General features: G+C 64.1%; 16 protein-coding genes. 7 read left to right on the plus strand and 9 right to left on the minus strand.

All coding sequences use genetic code 11. The annotated features are described in order from the left end of the window. Positions 1-71 precede the first annotated feature (71 nt). Positions 72-1703, plus strand: coding sequence for an ABC-F family ATP-binding cassette domain-containing protein (locus QKE30_RS01330; RefSeq protein WP_239198429.1), 1632 nt, complete (start codon positions 72-74; stop codon positions 1701-1703). Positions 1704-1712: 9 nt separating this feature from the next. Here QKE30_RS01330 and QKE30_RS01335 read toward each other — a convergent pair whose 3' ends face one another. Next, positions 1713-2456, minus strand: a complete 744-nt coding sequence (locus QKE30_RS01335) for a glutamine amidotransferase (protein WP_239198426.1) — start codon at positions 2454-2456, stop codon at positions 1713-1715. 34 nt (positions 2457-2490) lie between these two features. Then, the gene (locus QKE30_RS01340; protein WP_347933893.1) at positions 2491-5889 is read right to left on the minus strand and encodes a DUF6537 domain-containing protein; all 3399 of its coding nucleotides are present in this window, start codon (positions 5887-5889) and stop codon (positions 2491-2493) included. A gap of 241 nt (positions 5890-6130) precedes the next feature. Between QKE30_RS01340 and QKE30_RS01345 the strand changes: the two genes are divergently transcribed. After that, complete coding sequence (locus QKE30_RS01345; RefSeq protein ID WP_239198420.1) at positions 6131-6610, plus strand: Lrp/AsnC family transcriptional regulator; 480 nt, start codon at positions 6131-6133, stop codon at positions 6608-6610. On the opposite strand, the gene QKE30_RS01350 is transcribed toward QKE30_RS01345, so the two are convergent. From QKE30_RS01350 to QKE30_RS01370, 5 genes are all read right to left on the minus strand, one after another. Beyond that, the gene (locus QKE30_RS01350) at positions 6587-7345 is read right to left on the minus strand and encodes a hypothetical protein (RefSeq protein WP_239198417.1); all 759 of its coding nucleotides are present in this window, start codon (positions 7343-7345) and stop codon (positions 6587-6589) included. The genes QKE30_RS01345 and QKE30_RS01350 overlap by 24 nt on opposite strands. Before the next feature lie 18 nt (positions 7346-7363). Continuing rightward, on the minus strand, positions 7364-8737 hold the full coding sequence (locus QKE30_RS01355) for a PFL family protein (protein ID WP_347933894.1): 1374 nt from the start codon (positions 8735-8737) through the stop codon (positions 7364-7366). 20 nt (positions 8738-8757) lie between these two features. Next, the gene (locus QKE30_RS01360) at positions 8758-9027 is read right to left on the minus strand and encodes an ACT domain-containing protein (RefSeq protein WP_005294749.1); all 270 of its coding nucleotides are present in this window, start codon (positions 9025-9027) and stop codon (positions 8758-8760) included. A 31-nt stretch (positions 9028-9058) separates the two neighbouring features. Continuing rightward, the gene (locus QKE30_RS01365) at positions 9059-9628 is read right to left on the minus strand and encodes a TetR/AcrR family transcriptional regulator (RefSeq protein WP_239198411.1); all 570 of its coding nucleotides are present in this window, start codon (positions 9626-9628) and stop codon (positions 9059-9061) included. Positions 9629-9745: 117 nt separating this feature from the next. Beyond that, the gene (locus QKE30_RS01370; protein ID WP_239198408.1) at positions 9746-12556 is read right to left on the minus strand and encodes an aconitate hydratase; all 2811 of its coding nucleotides are present in this window, start codon (positions 12554-12556) and stop codon (positions 9746-9748) included. Between the two features lie 225 nt (positions 12557-12781). Here QKE30_RS01370 and QKE30_RS01375 point away from each other — a divergent pair, with 225 nt between their 5' ends. Beyond that, positions 12782-13309, plus strand: coding sequence for a DUF6676 family protein (locus QKE30_RS01375; protein ID WP_239198405.1), 528 nt, complete (start codon positions 12782-12784; stop codon positions 13307-13309). A gap of 401 nt (positions 13310-13710) precedes the next feature. Beyond that, complete coding sequence (locus QKE30_RS01380) at positions 13711-15525, plus strand: NlpC/P60 family protein (RefSeq protein WP_347933895.1); 1815 nt, start codon at positions 13711-13713, stop codon at positions 15523-15525. Between the two features lie 4 nt (positions 15526-15529). On the opposite strand, the gene QKE30_RS01385 is transcribed toward QKE30_RS01380, so the two are convergent. Beyond that, positions 15530-16306, minus strand: coding sequence for a hypothetical protein (locus tag QKE30_RS01385; protein WP_347933896.1), 777 nt, complete (start codon positions 16304-16306; stop codon positions 15530-15532). A gap of 25 nt (positions 16307-16331) precedes the next feature. On the opposite strand from QKE30_RS01385, the gene QKE30_RS01390 reads away from it, so the two are divergent. The 3 genes from QKE30_RS01390 to QKE30_RS01400 are packed head-to-tail and all read left to right on the plus strand — an operon-like array spanning position 16332 to position 18766. Further along, positions 16332-17162 (plus strand): DUF3097 domain-containing protein, encoded by an 831-nt coding sequence (locus QKE30_RS01390; protein ID WP_347933897.1) that lies wholly within the window; start codon positions 16332-16334, stop codon positions 17160-17162. A 22-nt stretch (positions 17163-17184) separates the two neighbouring features. Continuing rightward, positions 17185-17625, plus strand: coding sequence for an NfeD family protein (locus QKE30_RS01395; RefSeq protein WP_347933898.1), 441 nt, complete (start codon positions 17185-17187; stop codon positions 17623-17625). A 13-nt stretch (positions 17626-17638) separates the two neighbouring features. After that, a complete protein-coding gene (locus QKE30_RS01400; RefSeq protein WP_347933899.1) occupies positions 17639-18766 on the plus strand; it encodes an SPFH domain-containing protein in 1128 nt (375 codons plus the stop codon). Here QKE30_RS01400 and QKE30_RS01405 read toward each other — a convergent pair. After that, the gene (locus QKE30_RS01405; protein WP_005294724.1) at positions 18763-19383 is read right to left on the minus strand and encodes a hypothetical protein; all 621 of its coding nucleotides are present in this window, start codon (positions 19381-19383) and stop codon (positions 18763-18765) included. The genes QKE30_RS01400 and QKE30_RS01405 overlap by 4 nt on opposite strands.

The raw sequence follows: 19383 nt of genomic DNA on the forward strand, positions 1-19383 counted from the left end.
GGGCAGCGCGACTCCGGTGTTCATGGGGTGGGAAGGGTCGCCGACGGGGATGGCTGATAGGCTTCTTCCTTGTGATTGTTACTAATGACCTCGAGGTTCGAGTGGGGGCTCGAACCCTGCTGAACGCCCCTGGGCAGCATCTACGTGTGCAGCCCGGCGATCGCATCGGCCTGGTCGGGCGCAATGGTGCGGGTAAGACCACCACCATGCGCATCCTGGCGGGCGAGGGCGAACCCTATGGGGGCACCGTCACGCGCAGTGGCGAAATGGGCTATTTGCCACAGGACTCCAAAGAGGGAGACATCGAGCAGAGCGCGCGCGACCGAGTGCTTTCCGCGCGTGGACTAGACCGCATCCGGCACTCCATGGAACGCCAGCAGGAGATCATGGAGACGAGCGAATCCACTAGCCAGCGCGATGCAGCGATCCTCAAATACAGCCGCCTGGAAGAGAAATACCACGCCCTCGGAGGCTACGAGGCCGACAGCGAGGCCGCGCAGATCTGCGACTCGCTGGGACTACCCGAGCGGGTGCTAGACCAACCGCTAAAGACTCTCTCCGGTGGTCAGCGCCGCCGTGTGGAGCTGGCGCAGATCCTCTTTGCGGCCACCGCAGGATCCGGTCGTTCGCAGACCACCCTCCTTTTGGACGAGCCGACCAACCACCTGGACGCGGATTCCATCACCTGGCTGCGCGGTTTTTTGGCAAAGCACGAGGGTGGGCTGATCATGATCAGCCACGACGTAGAACTGCTGGATGACGTCTGCAACAAAATCTGGTTCCTCGACGCGGTCCGCGGAGAAGCAGACGTCTACAACATGGGCTGGACCAAATACAAGGACGCCCGCGCGACCGACGAGGCACGCCGGCGCCGCGAGAAAGCCAACGCAGAGAAGAAGGCCAGCGCGCTGAAGCAACAGGCCGAGAAGCTGGGAGCGAAGGCCACCAAGGCGAAGGCCGCTAAGCAGATGGCCGCCCGCGCGGAAAAGATGCTGGGCAATCTGGACGAGATTCGCGTCGAGGACCGCGTGGCCAACATCAGCTTCCCGGAGCCAGCACCGTGCGGCAAAACTCCCATGAACGCCAAGGGGCTGACCAAGATGTACGGCTCCCTGGAAGTCTTCGCCGGGGTGGATCTAGCCATCGATAAGGGATCCCGCGTGGTGGTGCTCGGCTTCAACGGCGCGGGAAAGACCACCCTGCTGAAGCTGCTAGCCGGAGTGGAACGCACCGACGGCGAGGGCGGCATTGTCACAGGCCATGGCCTGAAGGTCGGCTACTTTGCACAGGAGCACGACACGATCGACCCGGACAAGTCGGTCTGGGACAACGCCATCGAGGCCTGCCCCGATGCCGGCGAGCAGGACCTCCGCGGTCTACTGGGCGCGTTCATGTTCTCCGGCGAGCAGCTGGAGCAGCCTGCCGGCACTCTATCCGGCGGCGAGAAGACTCGCCTGGCCCTGGCCACCCTCGTCAGCTCCCGGGCGAACGTGTTGCTCCTGGACGAGCCAACCAACAACCTGGATCCGCAGTCCCGCGAGCAGGTGCTGGACGCGCTGCGTACCTACACCGGCGCGGTCGTGCTGGTCACCCACGACCCGGGCGCGGTGAAGGCCCTGGAGCCCGAGCGGGTGATCGTGCTGCCCGACGGGGTGGAGGACCTATGGAGCGACGAGTACATGGAGATCGTCGAGCTGGCCTAGCCCAGCCAGCTAGCTTACCATCCCCAGCGAGCTGCGGGAGTGCTCCACGAAGCGCCGCAGCAGCGAATTCGCCGCCGCCGTATCCTGCCCCTCGAAGCGGGCGTAGGTCTCCGCTATCTCCGCGGGGTCGCAGTAGCCCTCGTCCTCGTAGAAGCTGAGTCGCCGGGTGATACCCGCCGCATCCATCTCCGGGTGGAATTGGCTGGTCCAGACGTTCTCGCGGTAGCGGTAGATCTGCACCGGGCAGGTCTCGCCGGTGGCCAGCAGCGTGGCTTCCTCGGGCACGCGCACCACGGAATCCTTGTGACCCGTCAGCGCGGTGAAGCGGTCGGGGAGCGCACCGGTGATGGGGTCGACGCGCCCGGCGTCAGTAAGAGAAACCTCGCTGGTGCCCGCTGATTCCGAGTACTTACTGTTGACCTCGCCGTCCAGGTAGTGCGCCAGCATGGAGGTGCCGTAGCAGGTGGAGAAGATGCCGAAGCGCTGCCGTTCGGATTCGATCTCGATGAAATCCACCAGCTTTTGCGAGATCGCTTCCTGCCACTCCACGTCGACCGGGCGGGTGATTGTAAACGGCGAGCCGCCGATGAACACGCCCTCCACGCCATCGAAGCTTCCCAGGTCGGCGCTGGGGTTATCCAGCGGTCGCTGTTCGAGCTCGGCGGGTGTGAGGCCGCTGTAGCTGAGGAAGTCGGCGTATTCCGCGGCGAGCACCTCGGCGCCGCTGCGGGGGCATAGCAGTACGAAAGTCACATTCGTTACTGTAACAGACCGCTTGGTCTATTTGCTATTTTTTGACGCCCGCGCGCCCCAACTTTTGCAGCAACTCCTGCGCACTGTCGATCTTCTTTTGCTCGAATCCCCGAACTCCGTCGGCCTCAGCCGCCAGGGAAGCTAGCTCCGCCGCCTGCTCAGGCGTGTGCAGGTTCCGCGCCCGGCTCAGGATCTCCTCCCGGTAGGCATTGACAAGCTTGCGCTCCAACTTGCGCACCTCCGCGTAGCCGAAGATGTCCAGGCGCGTGCCACGCAGCCCCTTGGCTTTGGCCAGCGCACTGAGCACTGGGCGCATCCGCGGGCCAAGGCCGATCTTGCGGTTCAGCCCCAGGGAGCGCAGCAGCGGCGGCTGGAATTGTACCGTGACCTTGCCGCCCTTCTGGGCCTCCGCGAATCCGGGGTCCAGCGCCAGGCGGGCGACCTCGTACTCGTCCTTGTAGGCGGATAGCTTATGCAGTCCGGCTGCGAAGCTGCGGGTCAGTTCTGCGGGGCCATCCGGGTTCACGCGCCGCTCGTGGGCGTAGACCGCGCGCACGTCGGTCAGGTAATCCTGGGCGTCCTGCTCGGAACCCCAGCGGCGCATCTCGTCGAAGTACACCGCAACCTCGTCCACCAGGCTCGGCTCCAGCGCCTCCTCGATCTTTTGGCGGGTGCGATCCAGAGGCTGAACCTCCTGGTACTGGGCGTAGTCGGGCTCCACGCCCATCAGCTCGATCAGCGCCTCCGGGCGGCTGACTAACTGACGGCCGCGGCGGAAGGCCTGGATGTTGGCCTCGGCCTTCTTGCCGTTGATCCGCAGCGCCTTCTCCATCGACTCCGGGGTCACCGGCAGGGCACCGGCCTGCACCGCAGCGCCGATCAGCAGCATGATTTGGAAGGTGGATTCGCCGAAGAGCTTGGTGGATACGCGGATCGCGTCGGTGATGATCGCCCGCTTCGCCGCATGCCCCAGCGCACCGGTGATCTGCACGCCGTCGGGGCGGGTGGCCTTAACGTCGGTGCACATCTGCCCTGTGGGAGTCTCGGAATTCGACAGCACGGCAACCGTCCGCGCCGCGTTGAGTACCGAGGTGCTGGCGTCTTCTGCACCCGTCACGCCGTCCAACGCGATCAGCAGGTCCGCGCTGCCGCGCGGCACCGTGCCCGTGTGCTGGCCAATGCTCCTAGAGATGCGCAGGTCAGAGACCACCGAGCCGCCCTTTTGCGCCAGGCCCGTCATGTCCGTGCCCCGCACCGCAAGTCCATCCAGGTGCGCGGCGGTGGCGATCACTGCAGAGGCCGTCATCACTCCCGTGCCGCCCACACCCGAAATGCGTATGTTCCACGGGTGCTTGCTGTCCAGTGTGCTCTCCGGCACCGGGTCGAGCGCGGTGGCGTCAATAGGCGGCACCTCGCGCTTCTCCTCGACCGCAACGACGGTCGTGAAGGCCGGGCAGTCACCGGACAGGCACGAGCGGTCGGTGTTGCAGCTGGTCTGATCCACGCGGGTCTTGCGGCCGAACTGCGTGTCCACCGGCTGCAGGGACAGGCAGCCGGACTTTTCGCCACAGTCGCCGCAGCCTTCGCAGATGCGCTCGTTGATCACGATCTTCTCGGTCGCCTGGGCCCGCTGGTTGCGGTTGCGGGCGCGGCGCTTCTCGGCGGCGCACTCCTGGTCGTGGATGAGCACGGAGACACCCTGTAGGGCCTCCAGCTCCTTCTGCACCTTGGCCAGATCCTCGCGCGGGCGCACCTGCACGCCGGAACCCCGCAGGGCGCGCCGCGTGCGCCGCACATCGTCACTGGTCACAACGATCCTGGCCGGGTTTTCGGCCCGCACCATGTCGACCAACCCCGCCAGGCTCGGCTGCCCCACGGGATCCTGCCCGCCCGTCATCGCCACCGTGCCGTTGTGCAGCAGCTTCAGGGTTGCGTTTACCTTGGACGCCACCATTGCCCGCAGCGCCAGCGATCCCGAATGCAGGAACGTTCCGTCGCCCATGTTCTGCACGAAGTGCTCCTCGGACACGAAGCTGTGCATTCCGATCCAGTGTGCGCCCTCGCCGCCCATCTGCGCGGTGCCCATGATCTTGCCCACGCGCTTGTCGTCCATCAGCATCACCATGGCGTGGCAGCCGATTCCAGCGCCGACCAGCGTGTCCTCGTCCGCGCGGGTGGAGAGGTTGTGCGGGCAGCCGGAGCAGAAGTGGGGCACGCGGTTGGGGACCGCCAGCGGCAGGGAGATCCGGGTGGGGCCGCTTGTCACTCCGGCCACCTCGATGCCCTCGTTGCGCAGCAGCTTGGGCAGCTGCTTCAGCGGATCATTCACATGCTCGATAGCGGGGCGTACCGGGAGGTCGTAGAGGCACGCGCGGACGGATTCCAGCAGGTGAGTACCGAGCTCCTCGGCGACCACGAGCGTATCCAGCCCCTCACAGAAGCGCTCCAGCTCCTGCGGGTCCAGCGGGTAGGTCATCGCCAGCTGCAGAATGCGCACGCGCGCCTCGCCCACGACCTCCGCGACCTCCAGGGATGTGTTGCCCGCGCAGATCACGCCCACGTGGTCGCCGTCCCACGTGCCCCACCAGCGGTTCAGCTGGTGCTCGCGGGCGTATTCCAGGGCGCGCTGGATGCGCTCGCCGACGCGGGTATCCTCCAGGTCGAGCAGTCGCTTGCCCAGCAGGCGGGCCTCCGGCACGTGCTCGCCGCCGCGCTCCAGGCCGCGGGCCGTCGTGGCCGTGCGGATGGCCTCCAGGTCCACGCTGGCGGAGCCGTCGGCCACGGGAGTGGTGATGCGCAGCGCCGTCCACAGGCCGCTGTAGCGCGACATCCACACCGCGTGCGTGCCGAGGCGCAGCACGTCGCCCGCGTCCGCCGGCACGAGGGTCGGCAACCCCAGGTCCGCCAGGATCCGCCCGGAGGCAGACGGGATCGTCGAAGACTTCGCCGTCGGGTCGTCGCCCACGAAGGCCACCGCACCGCCCGTGCCGCTGGTGCCGGTCATATTCGCGTGCCGCAGCGCATCGGCCGCCCTATCCAACCCCGGCGCCTTGCCGTACCAGTAGCCGACCACGCCGTCGATGCCTTCCTTGACCGTCGCCCGATCCGTCATCTGCGATCCCGCTACGGCCGTGACGCCCAACTCCTCGTTGACGGCAGGGAAGTGCTGCACATCAAACTGGCCGAGTAGCGACCTGCGGCGCCCCAGCTCGAGGTCGTACCCGCCCAGCGGGGACCCCTCGTAGCCGGAGACGAAGCTGGAGGTCTGCAGCCCAATCTCGCGGTCCGCCTCCGCCCGATCCAGCACGGTGCGCACGAGCGCCTGGATGCCGGTTAAGTGGATGTGCCCGGTCTTCTCCCGGTAGCGCGACTGGGTGTAGTCGGGGAGATCCTGGACGGGGGAGATTGAGTCGGGGATGAAGGTGGAGGTCATCGCTGTTCACCCTTTCGTGCGAGCTGTCAGTTTGTGGTTTGAATCACATTAAGCGACAGCGAACCGCACTCGATAGCGCCTACGGAAAAATAGTTCACTTAGCAAAGATTTTTTGGGTTCCAACCCTAAAAACTAAGCCAATGGCCTAAAATCCCACCCAAGCGACAACAGATTTGCACACAAAAGTAGATGTTTCTTGCCAACAGGCCGCGAAGGGGCGTCACAAAGAAAGGTCAGAAGAATGAGGGATCTCGACCGGACAGACATCGAACTCTGCATGCTACTCAACGAAAGGCCCAAGGCCGGGGTGCGCGAGTACGCGCGGGTGCTCGGGGTGGCGCGAGCGACGGTGAGCAGCCGCATAGACAAGCTCGTGGAAAGGGGAGTGATCGGCAGCTTCGCCCCGCACTTCGACCCGGGTGCGCTAGGCTTCCCGCTGGGCGCCTTCGTGCACGTCACGCTGGACCAGCGGGCGCTCGACCAGGCGACGGCGGCGATCCTGAAAATCCCGTGGATCACGGAGGCGCATTCTATCGCCGGGCCTTACGACCTATCGTGCCGGGTGGTGGCGCGCGACCACGAGCACCTGGAGCAGATCACCCTCAAACTGCAGGAGGTCGAAGGCGTGCAGCGCACGCGGACGGAAATCATCCTGCGTTCCCGCATCCCCGCCCGCCACGGCCAGCTGCTGCGGGCGTTAGCGGATCTGCGAAACCTCTAGCGCCGCCTTGACCTGCTTGGCCGACAGGTCAGTAGAAATAGTGGCCGTTTCCGGCTGGCCCGCGATGTACCGGCAGATGGTCCAGCCGTTGGTGAACTCGGGCTCCAGCACGTCCATGGGGCCGTCGGCCATGTGCAGGTTATAGGGGCGCCCCTCCCAGTTGGCCGGGGCGTTGAACTCGCTGGTGCGGAACGTGAACGGCTCGGTGCCGTCGGTGGGGTAGGCCTGCACCATGGCCTTGTAGTAGTAGCGGCGCTCTGTGTTCATGCGCTCCCCGTTGTCGTTGTGGGTAGACACCCGCGTTATCCACACGCCGCCCACGCGGGCGGGCGCAAAGCGCAACCAGCCATTTCCCCAGGCCTTGCCCAGGATCCGCAGCTGACCGCGACGCTTGGAGGCGCTATAGAGGGCAACGCCCGCCATCAGCAGGCCAATGGCCCCGATCACCAGACCAATGACCAGAGTCTGGGTGCCTCCGCGGGCGGCCAGGAAGCCACCCAGGCCAAACAGCACCACGCCGATTGTCAGCACCACCGTCTGCACCACGCTAAAGCCCGCAGTGTTGCCGGCAACGGGCATGCGGCCGTTGTTCGACAGCGCTGCGTTCAGCGCGACCGACCCGGCGGGGAGGGTGCACCGCTGATCGAATGTGCCCGACTGGTCGCCCCGCACGAGCCCGTCGAGCGGATCGTCGATGACAACCGAGGAGCGACCGTACTTGAAGACCTGCACCATGCGAGCGAGTAATCCTTCCTAGTTGCGGTAGCCGTGCAGCGGGGCGGGGATGAAGCCACCGCGGTTGATGAACTCGGCACTGCTTGCACGGTTCACGCCGATCACCGGTGCGTAGCCCAGCAGGCCACCGAAGTCCACGTCGTCGCCAACCTTTGTACCGACGGCGGGGATCACGCGCACGGCGGTGGTCTTATGGTTCATCACGCCGATGGCGGCCTCGTCGGCGATCATTCCAGCAATCGACTCCGCGGGGGTGTCGCCCGGGATGGCGATCATGTCCAGACCGACGGAACAGATGGCCGTCATGGCCTCCAGTTTGTCGATGCTGATGGCTCCGCTGCGCACAGCGTCAATCATGCCCTTGTCCTCAGAGACCGGGATAAACGAACCCGAGAGGCCGCCGACGCGCGAGCAGGCCATCATGCCGCCCTTCTTCACCGCATCGTTCAGCAGCGCCAGGGCAGCGGTGGTGCCGTGGGTGCCCACCTGACCGAGCCCCATGTGCTCCAGAATGTGCGCCACGGAATCGCCGAGCTCCGCGGTGGGCGCCAGGGACAGGTCCACGATGCCGAAGGGCACGCCCAACCTTTGGGCGGCCATCACGCCGACCAGCTGGCCGGTGCGGGTGATCTTAAACGCCGCGCGCTTGATCTCCTCGGAGACCTCGTTGAGCGTTGCACCTTCCATTCCGGCAACCGCGCGGTCGACCACGCCGGGGCCGGATACGCCCACGTTGATCACACAGTCCTGCTCTTCCACCCCGTGGTAGGCGCCAGCCATAAACGGGTTGTCGGAGACGGAGTTGGCAAACACGACCAGCTTCGCGCAGGCCAGCGTGCCGCCCGGCCCATAAGTGGAGGCATCCTTGATGACGTGCCCCATCTCGCGGACCGCATTCATGTTGATGCCGGCCTTCGAGCTGCCGACGTTCACGGACGCGCAGACGACATTAGTTTCGTTCAGCGCCTCGGGCAGCGAGCGGATCAGGTCCAGCTCGCCGCGCGTGGCCCCCTTGTCCACCAGGGCCGAGTAGCCGCCGATGAAGTTCACACCCACCTCGGTGGCCGCGCGATCCAGCGCTTCGGCAATCCGCACCGGGTTGCCCTCTACCGCGGAGGCGAGGACGCCAACCGGGGTCACGGAGATGCGCTTGTTCACGATGGGGATGCCCAGCTCCCGCTCGATCTCCTGAGCCACCGGCACGAGGTTCCGCGCGTAGTCCACCACGCGCTCGAACACCGCCTCGGCGGTGGCCTCCATCGTTTCGCGGATGCAGGGCATGAGGTTGATGCCCATCGTTACCGTTCGGATGTCGAGACGGTACTTCTCGATCATCTCGATGGTTTCTAGGATGTTGTTGCTTTGGTTTGTGACGCCACGACGTGGATTCATTCTTTAACCCTCCAGAACCCTTACACGTCGTGCATGGCGGAGAAAATGGCCTCCGACTGCACTCGGATGACGAGCTTCTCCTGTTTTTCGACCTCCGCCATGCGGTCCTGCACGTCGGCGATCCCGTGCTGGGAGTCGTCGATACGAACGTGCAGGATCATGGTGAAGTAGTCGTCCATGATGGTCTGGGAGACGTTGAGGATGTTGACGTCTAGCTCGGCCAGGGCGGTGGACACGGCAGCGATGATTCCGGTGTGGTCCAGCCCGGTGACGGTCATGATTGCGATCATGCACTACATGCTACTCACCGGGTTGGACAGCCTACTGTCCGGGGGAACGCAGCGCGCTTTCTACGAAGTCCAGCGCGTCGGACAGCCCCTCGGTACCCTGCCGCTGGGCAAGCCGCCCAAGCACACCCTCGAGCACCAACTCCAGGGTTTGGGCGATCGTCTCTACCTCCACGTCCCTGCGGATTCGCCCGCTGGCGCGCTGCTCCCGCAGGCGGGTGCGCACGGTTTCGCGCAGCGCCAGCTGATCCAACTCCCACTTGGCCGCGAAGCAGGGGTCGATGTTCACCCGGCGGGTGATCTCCACACGCATACCCCACCAATCTGTCAAGTCATTTGACTTGACGAGCGCACGAATGGCGCCGATAAGACCCTCGTCGGCCGCTAGTTCGGCCATCTTGCGCATGTCCTCGTGGGCAACCTCGAGAAACAGCTGATCCTTGTTGCCGTAATGGTGGAAAATCGCCCCGCGGGACTTGCCGATGGTTTCTTCCAACCGGGCGACGGTCGCGCCGTCGTAGCCGTAGGTAGCGAAGCAGTGGCGCGCGCCGGACAGGATCTCGACCTTCCGCTCTGCCAGGTCCGTGTCGCTTACTTTGGGCATCTGCTTAAACCTCGTTGAGTTGTCTAAGAGCACAAAGGCGGTGACCCGCGCTTCTCTCCCCTTAGGGGAAGAGGGCGCCGGTCACCGCCTCATGCCAGGCCTATAAGGAGTTATTCCTTACTTGCCGGACATCATGTTGCGCAGAACGAACTGCAGGATGCCGCCGTTGCGGTAGTAGTCTGCCTCACCGGGGGTATCGATGCGGGTCACGGCGTCGAACTCAATCTTCTCGCCGTTCTCCTTGGTGGCAGTTACCTTGACGGTCTTCGGGGTGGAGCCGTTGTTGAGCTCCTCGATGCCCTCGATGTCGAAGGTCTCGGTGCCCTCGATGCCCAGGGACTTCCAGGACTCACCCTCCGGGAACTGCAGCGGGACAACGCCCATGCCGATCAGGTTGGAGCGGTGGATACGCTCGAAGGACTCGGCGATGACGGCCTTCACGCCCAGCAGCAGGGTGCCCTTAGCAGCCCAGTCGCGGGAGGAGCCGGTGCCGTACTCCTTACCACCCAGAACGACCAGCGGAGTGTTCTCCTTCTGGTAGTTCATAGCGGCGTCGTAGATGAAGGACTGCGGGCCGCCCTCCTGGGTGAAGTCGCGGGTGTAGCCGCCGGAAACACCGTCGAGCAGCTGGTTCTGCAGGCGGATGTTAGCGAAGGTACCGCGAACCATGACCTCGTGGTTACCACGACGTGCGCCCAGGGAGTTGTAGTCCTTGCGCTCCACACCGTTTGCATCCAGGTACTGAGCAGCCGGGGTGCCCGGCTTAATGGTGGAAGCAGGGGAGATGTGGTCGGTGGTCACGGAGTCGCCCAGCAGAGCCAGGACGCGAGCGCCCTTGACGTCGTTGACGTCCTCCGGCTCCTTGCTCATGCCGTCGAAGTACGGAGCCTTGCGGATGTAGGTGGACTTGGGATCCCAGTCGAAGGTCTTGCCGGACGGAACCTCCAGGGAGCGCCAGCGCTCGTCGCCCTCGAAGACGTTTGCGTAGTCCTCGGCGTACAGGTCCTTGGTGATGGAGGAAGCGATAACTTCCTCGATGTCCTCGGTGGACGGCCAGATGTCCTTCAGGAAGACATCGTTGCCATCCTGGTCCTGGCCCAGCGGCTGGGTCTCGAAGTCGAAGTCCATCGTGCCGGCGATCGCGTAGGCGATAACCAGGATCGGGGACGCCAGGTAGTTCATCTTGACGTCCGGGTTGATGCGACCCTCGAAGTTACGGTTACCGGACAGGACAGCGGTGGCGGCCAGGTCGCCCTCGTTGATGCCCGCGGAGATCTCCTCCGGCAGCGGGCCGGAGTTACCGATACAGGTGGTGCAGCCGTAGCCGACCAGGTAGAAGCCCATGGCCTCCAGGTCCTTCCACAGGCCCGCCTTCTCGTAGTAGCCGTTAACAACCTGGGAGCCCGGTGCCATGGAGGTCTTAACCCACGGTGCGGACTTCAGACCCTTGGCAGCAGCGTTGCGTGCCAGCAGGCCAGCGCCGACCATGACGGACGGGTTGGAGGTGTTGGTGCAGGAGGTGATGGAAGCGATGGCAACCATACCGTGGTCCAGCTCGATGTCCTCGCCGTTGTAGTTGACGGTGACCGGGTTGGACGGACGGCCCTCTGCGCCTGCAGCTGCGGAAGGAATGTTGCCCTTGGCGTCCGCAGCGGATGCCGGGGTGCCGGCAGCCTGGGCAGAAGTGTTCTCGGTTGCCGGACCCTCTGCGTCGAAGTCCGGGGTAGCGGCAGAAGCATCGGCGTCGATGTAGTTGTGCAGATCCTTGCGGAACTGTGCCTTGGAGTCGTTCAGCTCGATGCGGTCCTGCGGACGCTTCGGGCCAGCGATGGAAGGAACGACGGTGGACAGGTCCAGCTCGAGGTACTCGGAGTACTCGACTTCCTTCTCCGGGTCCAGCCACATGCCCTGTGCCTTGGCGTAAGCCTCGACGCGGTCCAGGGTCTCCTGGTCGCGGCCGGTCAGCTCCAGGTACTTCACGGTCTCTTCGTCGATCGGGAACATAGCCGCGGTGGAGCCGAACTCCGGGGACATGTTGCCGATGGTTGCGCGGTTAGCCAGCGGCAGCTCGCCAACGCCCTTGCCGTAGAACTCGACGAACTTGCCGACCACGCCGTGCTGGCGCAGCATGTCGGTGATGGTCAGAACGACGTCGGTGGCGGTAACGCCAGCCGGGATCTCGCCGGTCAGCTTGAAGCCAACGACGCGCGGGATCAGCATGGAGATCGGCTGGCCGAGCATTGCAGCCTCAGCCTCGATGCCGCCGACACCCCAGCCCAGGATGCCCAGGCCGTTTTCCATGGTGGTGTGGGAGTCAGTACCAACACAGGTGTCCGGGTATGCCAGGCCGTTGTTGTCAAAGACAGAGCGGGCCAGGTACTCGATGTTCACCTGGTGGACGATGCCGGTTCCCGGAGGAACAACGCGGAAGTTCTCGAAGGCGCCCGTGCCCCAACGCAGGAACTTGTAGCGCTCGTCGTTGCGCTGGTACTCGATCTCGACGTTCTTCTCCAGAGCGTCGGCGTTACCGAATGCCTCGATGATCACGGAGTGGTCGATGACCATCTCAGCCGGGTTCAGCGGGTTAACGTCGTCTGCGTTGCCGCCCAGGGCAACAACGGCGTCACGAATGGTAGCCAGGTCAACGATGCAGGCCACGCCGGTGAAGTCCTGCATGATAACGCGGGCCGGGGTGAACTGGATCTCGAAGTTGGGCTCTGCGGAAGGATCCCAGTTGGCGATGGCCTCAATGTGCTCGCGAGTGATGTTCTTGCCATCCTCGTTGCGCAGCAGGTTCTCGCCGAGAACCTTCAGGGAGTAGGGAAGCTTCTCCATTCCCGGCACAGCGTCCAGCGCGAAGTAGTCATAGGACTTCTCGCCGACCTGCAGAGTGCTCTTGGAATCGAAGGAGTTGATGCTTTCAGCCACAGTGAGCTCCTTTAATCTCTTCTCTTAGTCGAAATGTCGTCGTCGTTGTGGTCGCCGCCACGCACGGGACAGCCGCCCGCGGCGGAGGCTCTGCTTACCATTGTGGCAGCATTCTTGCCGCGACGTCACTAGAAATTTTAACAGTACGATTGTCCTGCTGCGAATCCTGCAGGTTTAAGCGTGTCGCCGATACCCCCACCCCTCTTTTGGTGCTAAAAACGTCCCATGACCGATACGCCTAACCCCGCCCCTTCGGACGACGTTGCGCAGCTCATTGCCTCTCTTAATGACGCCCCAGTCTTCGTCGCCGAGGGTTTCCCGACTGAGGTGGAGTCTGGATCGGCCGGCCTATCCAAGAGCCTCAACGAGGTGGTTGAGGCCACCGGGAGGGGAGAGTCGGCGTCCAAAATAGGCACCCTAAAGATCGGCTACATCAACCAGGACGGGGAGCGCCACAACAATCTTCGCGACATGGCGCAGAAAGTGCTGGACGGTACGGGCGCGGACACGGTGATCCTGAAGTCGCCAAGTCAGGCGACGGCAGTGTCGGAGAATCTGTCGCGCTATGCCATCGAATCGAACTACACGGTTCTCTCTAGCGCTAACAGCCATCCAGAGGCGACTCAGGAGTTCCTCAACCAGGCGGCGGGGTACGAAACTCCCACAGGCCTGGCCAACGTGGGAGTGGTCCTGGCAGTGGCAGTCGCAGCCGTAATCGCTTCGTTATCAAAGCCATGGACCAAGCAGAAGTAGGTAACGGTTTAAAATAGTCAATCCTGGGGGCTTGACTAACCTTAAGGGTAAATCTAGAAAAACGGGGGCTTTCTACAGGTGACGCAATGCGACACGCCTACGCGCTCATAAATGTGCCATAAATCACACTTGTAACTTTTCCGTTACTATTCGCAGGTCAAGGCAATTGCCGTTACTTATGTGACTAGTGCGATTCATGGGATTCATGGTGAAAAAGTTTACGGCCTTGACTCGTGTGCTCTAGGGTTCCCAGTGTCAACTTTTGAAACGAGTTGATCTCGAAGTGATTTTTGAGAGTCACCCGACGGGACCTGTACTGGTCGCATGGGGAAGTGCGGCCAGCTGGACCGAGGGTTTCGCTCGCTTCAAAGCCAGTTGTATAAACACCAGGAGAATCGATCGTGACACCACGACCACAAAGCCGTAAGCGAACGGTGTTGGCCGTCGCAGTGACCGCTGGAGTGACGCTCCAGTCGACGACTATGGTCGCCCAGGCCGACGACAAGCGTACCGTTGAAAGCTTCCTGGCCGACCTCGTCGGCCAGGTTTCTCGCGCCAAGTCCCAGGTCTCCGAGATGGAGACGCTCATGGGCTCGCTGCGAGAAGATGCCAACAAGGCCCGCGTCGACCTCGTCAACAGCCAGTCCGCCGCCCAAACGGCCCAGGACAAGGTCGTGGACGCACGCGGACGCCTCAAGGATTCCGACACCGAGGTAACCAAGGCACAGTCGAAGCTGAACGACATCGCGCGTTCCGCCTACGCCCAGGGCGGCGACGCCTCCGCCGTGAACCTGGCTGCCGGCGGCAGTGACGCGGTTGGTGACACGCTCGATCGCTCCTCCTACATCGACGCAGCCTCCAAGAAGCAGAAGGACGAAGTCGACCGCCTCGACCTGGCGCGTACCCAGAACGCCAACGAGGAGTCCTCGCTGCGCGACTCCCGCGATAAGGCGAACTCCGCCGTCGACGACGCGGTAAGCAAGTACAACACCGCGCGCGACACCTTGAACAACTCCCAGAAGACCCTCACCGAGAAGCAGAAGGAATACAAGCGCCTGCTCGATGAGAAGTCGAAGGCGGAAAAGGCGCTCCGCGAGGCTCGTGCCGCCGTGGAGACCTTCACCAACACCCACCCGGAGGCTTCTAGCTGGGACAAGCGCAAGGTCGCCGAGAAGGCAGCCGAGAACGCGGGTGCCAAGGTCGAGAAGGCCGATGAAAAGGCGGAGGAGACTCAGTCCACTGAGGACTCCACAGAGAACACTCAGAACACTGAGAACACTGAGAACACTGAGGATGCTCAGCCGGCTGAGGCTAACGAGACCACTGAATCTGACCAGTCCGACCAGTCCGACGAGTCCCCGGCACAGGGCTCCCTCGGCAACCCGGCAGGCCTGCCGGAGCTCCCGGCGGAGCTGCAGTCCTCCTACGACCTGAACCCCAGTGGCGATGAGCAGCGCCAGGCTGCCCTCGACGGTCTGCGCAAGGCCGGCGAATCCGCACTGATGGCCGGCTTCACCACCGCATTGTCCGGCAACCCGGATGGTGCCGTGGATGCCGCAGCCCGCGCGGGCCGCGAAACCGCCGGCCAGGAGTATGACCGCGCCATGGGCGCCAGTACTAGCACCGCGCCGGCGGCGCAGGAGGCCCCGGAAGCTGCAGAGACCCCAGAAAACCCAGAGACTCCGGAGACTCCCGAAACTCCGGACGAGGCCGTTACTCCGGAGACCCCGGAGGCCCCTGAAAGCCCAGCTGAGGCCATCGCCGATGCACTGGATCCGAGCAGCCCCGATACCTCCGGCACCGCCGAGGAGAAGATCGAGCGCGTCATTAAGCGCGCTGAAAGCCAGCTGGGCCTGCCCTACGCATGGGGCGGCGGTAACTTCCACGGCCCGACCAAGGGTATCCGCGACGGCGGCGTAGCCGACGCGCACGGCGACTACAACAAGGTCGGCTTCGACTGCTCCGGTCTGATGATGTACGCCTTCTACGGCGTGGGCATCGAGCTACAGCACTACTCTGGCTACCAGTACACGGCCGGCAAGCAGGTTCCTTCCTCGCAGGCCAAGCGCGGCGACATGCTGTTCTGGCCGGGCCACGTCGCCCTGTACCTGGGCGATGGCAAGATGATCGAGGCTCCGCAGTCCGGCGATGTCGTCAAGATCTCCGACGTGCGCTGGGGCGGCATGCAGCCCATGGCAGTCCGCATGATCGAGTGATGATCTAACGCAGTAGCTCCCGCTGCGCATAATCCACAGCCACCATCCGGGCGGTTCTTACCGCCCGGAGCATTGGCATTAGATGGGGGTCCAGGCTCGCACCCACCTCGGAGCGCTTCGTGACCTCCACAATCGCCGCCACCTGATCGGCCCTGGCCATCAGCTTGGCGGCGCGACTGGGCACTCCCGGCGGCATTCCGGGGAGCCCGAAGGCATCGTTCAAGGCGCCCACCGCCAGCTCGGCGCGCTGAAACGCCGCGCCACCGCTCGGCACGTGCCCCGCGTTCCGCACCATCCTCGTTGCATTATCCGCAGCCTCACGCAGCAGCTGATCCGCCTCGCCCGGCGAATAGACCGGCAGCGGCGGAACCGGCCCCTCCACCTGATCCCAGGACCAGCTGACCAGGTGGGCGTCAATAGCACGAGGGCTAAGCACGTGACTGACCAAGGGGTCGCGGTCGGCAAGGATTAGTGACGCCCCCTCCGGGCCAACCGGCAGCACGGTCGCGTCGCCGGGGCCGGAGAGTGCCAGCTGGATCAGGGGACGTTCGTCCAACCCGACTGGCGCCTCGTCCGCCACGGAGCGGATCTGGCCGAGCATCTCCACGAGTCCGCCGCCGTCGGGCTCCAGGCGGTGGTGCTTGCCCTGGGTGGCGTGGAAGGCGTCGATCACTTCGTCTGCCCCGATGATCCCGTGCAGCCACCAGGCCAGCCATAGGGAGGTGTTCTGCACGGGCGACCACAGTTGCGCCCCAAGCCACGTCGGTACCGGATCAGTCATTTTTCCTAGCCTAAGCTGGTTGCCCATGAGCTTCAATTACGGTGACATCATGAAGGGCCACTCTCGCAACCAAAAACCCAGCATTCCGCGCGTCACGCCGGAGCTGGGCATGGTGGTGGAGGTAATCGCCGATGACTTCGTCGGCGCCGTGGTGGGTGGGGAGAAGACCGCCGATGGGGACTTCATTCGCCTGGAGGACCGCTATGGAAAGACGCGCCTGTTCAAGCTCCGCGAGGGCGCATTCCTCCTTGAGGGCAAGCCTATTACCTTGACTCGCTACGTGGATCCCAGGTTGCTTCCACCGAAGCAGCGCACCTCTAACTCCGGCTCGCGGCGCGTGGAGAACGTGCAAGCCAAGGTTGCGGCACCCTCGCGCATTTGGGTGGAGGGCATTCACGATGCGGCGATCGTCGAACAAGTCTGGGGGCATGACTTGCGCGTGGAAGGCGTGGTCGTGGAGTACCTGGAGGGCCTCGACAATCTGCCGGAGAGGCTCGCCGAGTTCCAGCCCTCCGCCACCCGCCGCGTCGGGGTGCTTGCGGATCACCTCGTCGAGGGGACTAAGGAGGCGCGGCTGACCGAATCCTTAGGCCCGCACGTGATGGTCACCGGCCACCCGTACATCGACATCTGGGAGGCCGTGAAGCCGCAAAGCGTGGGCATCCGCGCGTGGCCGAAGATCCCACGCGGCACCGACTGGAAGACCGGCGTGTGCCAAGAGCTCGGCTGGGGCAGCCCGCAGGACGGCTGGCGCCGGGTGGCAGCTGCGGCTAAGACCTTCCGCGATCTGGACTCCACTTTGATTGGTGCGGTGGAAAGGTTGATCGATTTCGTTACTGTCCCACCGGAATACTGAACCACCAACTAGGATCCTGACTATGGGTCCGATCATTTGGTTAATCGCGGCAGGAGTGCTGGCTCTCGGCGAGCTCCTGGTAGCGGACATGTCCTTGCTCATGCTCAGTGCGGCCGCGCTGATCACCGCCGGAGTTTCGCTAGCGGATATTCCGGTATGGGCGGAGATTCTGGTTTTCGGCGTGGCTTCGCTAGCGACCACCCTGGCGATCCGGCCCATCCTGCGCAAACGCTTCCTGCAAACGGCCCCGACGCGCACGTTTGACTACGCCGAACTGACGGGCAAGAACGCCGAGGTAGTTGAGGCGGTCACCGACGATGTGCAAAGCGGTGGCATGGTGCGCATCGCCGGCGAGCTGTGGTCAGCGCGTTCGGCAAACATGGGGGATACTTACCCCCAAGGAGAGTCCGTGCAAGTGATAGACATCGACGGCACGACTGCGGTCGTTTGGCGAAACAATTAGAAGGGCTTAAGACATGAGCTTCACAATTTTCTTGGTGATCTTACTGGTCATCATTGCGACGATCATCATCAAGATGGTCGCCCTCATCCCGCAGGGTGAGGCGGCAGTCATCGAACGCTTGGGTACGTACACCCGCACTGTTTCTGGCGGCCTGACGATCCTCGTTCCGTTCGTCGACCGTATCCGCGACAAGGTCGATACCCGTGAGCAGGTCGTGAGCTTCCCGCCCCAGGCCGTGATCACGCAGGATAACCTGACCGTCGCCATCGATACGGTGGTTACCTTCCAGATCAACGATCCGGCCCGCGCCATCTACGGCGTGAACAACTACATCGTCGGCGTGGAGCAGATTTCCGTCGCCACGCTGCGCGATGTGGTTGGTGGCATGACGCTGGAGGAGACCCTGACTTCCCGTGAGGTCATCAACCGCCGCCTGCGCGGCGAGCTGGACGCGGCCACCACCAAGTGGGGCCTGCGCATCTCCCGCGTGGAGCTGAAGGCCATCGACCCGCCGGCATCCATCCAGCAGTCGATGGAGATGCAGATGAAGGCGGACCGCGAGAAGCGCGCCATGATTCTTACCGCCGAGGGTCGCCGTGAGTCGGACATCAAGACCGCCGAGGGTGAGAAGCAGGCCCGCATCCTGGCCGCCGAGGGTGAAAAGCACGCGCACATCCTGGCCGCAGAGGCCGAGCGCCAGGCAGCCATCCTGCGCGCGGAGGGTACCCGCGCTGCCCGCTACCTGGAGGCCCAGGGTGAGGCCAAGGCCATCCAGAAGGTCAACGCGGCCATCAAGTCTGCCCAGGTCACGCCGGAGGTGCTGGCCTACCAGTACCTGGAGAAGCTGCCGGAGATGGCGAAGGGCTCTGCCAACAAGACCTGGATGATCCCAATGCAGTTCGGCGACTCCCTGGAGCAGTTCGCCAAGGCCCTGGCCAAGAAGGACGACGAGGGCGTGTTCCGTTACGAGCCGAAGCCGGTGGACGATGCCACTCGCGAGCAGGCCAACGAGTCGAGCTCCGAGGATTGGTTCAACACCGCCTCCTCGCCCGAGATCGCCGAGGCCGTGGCCGCCGCCAATGCCGTGGCGAACAAGCCCGTCGACGAAGCTGCGCTCGACAATCCCTACAACGAGGGCTAGTTCTTTAGCTCGTCTGCCCTGGCCAGCATGTGCACGGCCAGGGTCCAGCCGGCCTGCTCCGCATGCCAGCCCGCCGCGGCCAACCGCTGGCTCATCGCCTGCTTGCTGATGCCCACAATCTCCGCAGCCTCTGCTTGCAAGTGCCCAGCTCGCAGCAGGGCAGTGGCCTCGCGGCCTTCCTTCGTGCGCCGTGCCAGCACGTGCGCCAGCAGGGTAAAGGCCGCCGCGATGTCCTGGGCAACTTCGGCCGCCCGCCCCGGGGCGATCACGCCGCCCGGCCCCGGCTTCTCAATCCGCACCGATACCGCACCCGCACGCTGCGAGCGGGTCACCGCACGGGTGGCTGCGCCGATGGTCTCTTCCACGGACGACGGGGCGTCACCATCAACCTCCGCAACCACCGAGCCAATGCCGAGCGCGAAGTCACCCGCCTGCAGCAAAGACATAACCAGACCGCCGGCCTCGTCGGGGCCGGGCGCGATGCAGACGAAATCCTCAATGCCCTTCATCTCCACGGACTCGACCATCGAGGATCGCTCCAGCGCCGCCGCGACGTCGCGGACGTATTCTCCACGACGTTGCGAACGGCCCCGGTAGGCGGCATACACGGCAAACAT

The sequence above is a fragment of the Corynebacterium sp. c24Ua_83 genome, from assembly GCF_039907245.1.
Lineage (GTDB): Bacteria > Actinomycetota > Actinomycetes > Mycobacteriales > Mycobacteriaceae > Corynebacterium.

What these genes read in the sequence shown, in the direction of transcription:
- QKE30_RS01340 (WP_347933893.1), bottom strand. Translation starts at nt 5,889, where the DNA reads ATGACCTCCACCTTCATCCCCGACTCAATCTCCCCCGTCCAGGATCTC.
- QKE30_RS01345 (WP_239198420.1), top strand. Translation starts at nt 6,131, where the DNA reads ATGAGGGATCTCGACCGGACAGACATCGAACTCTGCATGCTACTCAAC.
- QKE30_RS01350 (WP_239198417.1), bottom strand. Translation starts at nt 7,345, where the DNA reads ATGGTGCAGGTCTTCAAGTACGGTCGCTCCTCGGTTGTCATCGACGAT.
- QKE30_RS01355 (WP_347933894.1), bottom strand. Translation starts at nt 8,737, where the DNA reads ATGAATCCACGTCGTGGCGTCACAAACCAAAGCAACAACATCCTAGAA.
- QKE30_RS01360 (WP_005294749.1), bottom strand. Translation starts at nt 9,027, where the DNA reads ATGATCGCAATCATGACCGTCACCGGGCTGGACCACACCGGAATCATC.
- QKE30_RS01365 (WP_239198411.1), bottom strand. Translation starts at nt 9,628, where the DNA reads ATGCCCAAAGTAAGCGACACGGACCTGGCAGAGCGGAAGGTCGAGATC.
- QKE30_RS01375 (WP_239198405.1), top strand. Translation starts at nt 12,782, where the DNA reads ATGACCGATACGCCTAACCCCGCCCCTTCGGACGACGTTGCGCAGCTC.
- QKE30_RS01385 (WP_347933896.1), bottom strand. Translation starts at nt 16,306, where the DNA reads ATGACTGATCCGGTACCGACGTGGCTTGGGGCGCAACTGTGGTCGCCC.
- QKE30_RS01390 (WP_347933897.1), top strand. Translation starts at nt 16,332, where the DNA reads ATGAGCTTCAATTACGGTGACATCATGAAGGGCCACTCTCGCAACCAA.
- QKE30_RS01395 (WP_347933898.1), top strand. Translation starts at nt 17,185, where the DNA reads ATGGGTCCGATCATTTGGTTAATCGCGGCAGGAGTGCTGGCTCTCGGC.
- QKE30_RS01400 (WP_347933899.1), top strand. Translation starts at nt 17,639, where the DNA reads ATGAGCTTCACAATTTTCTTGGTGATCTTACTGGTCATCATTGCGACG.
- QKE30_RS01405 (WP_005294724.1), bottom strand. Translation starts at nt 19,383, where the DNA reads ATGTTTGCCGTGTATGCCGCCTACCGGGGCCGTTCGCAACGTCGTGGA.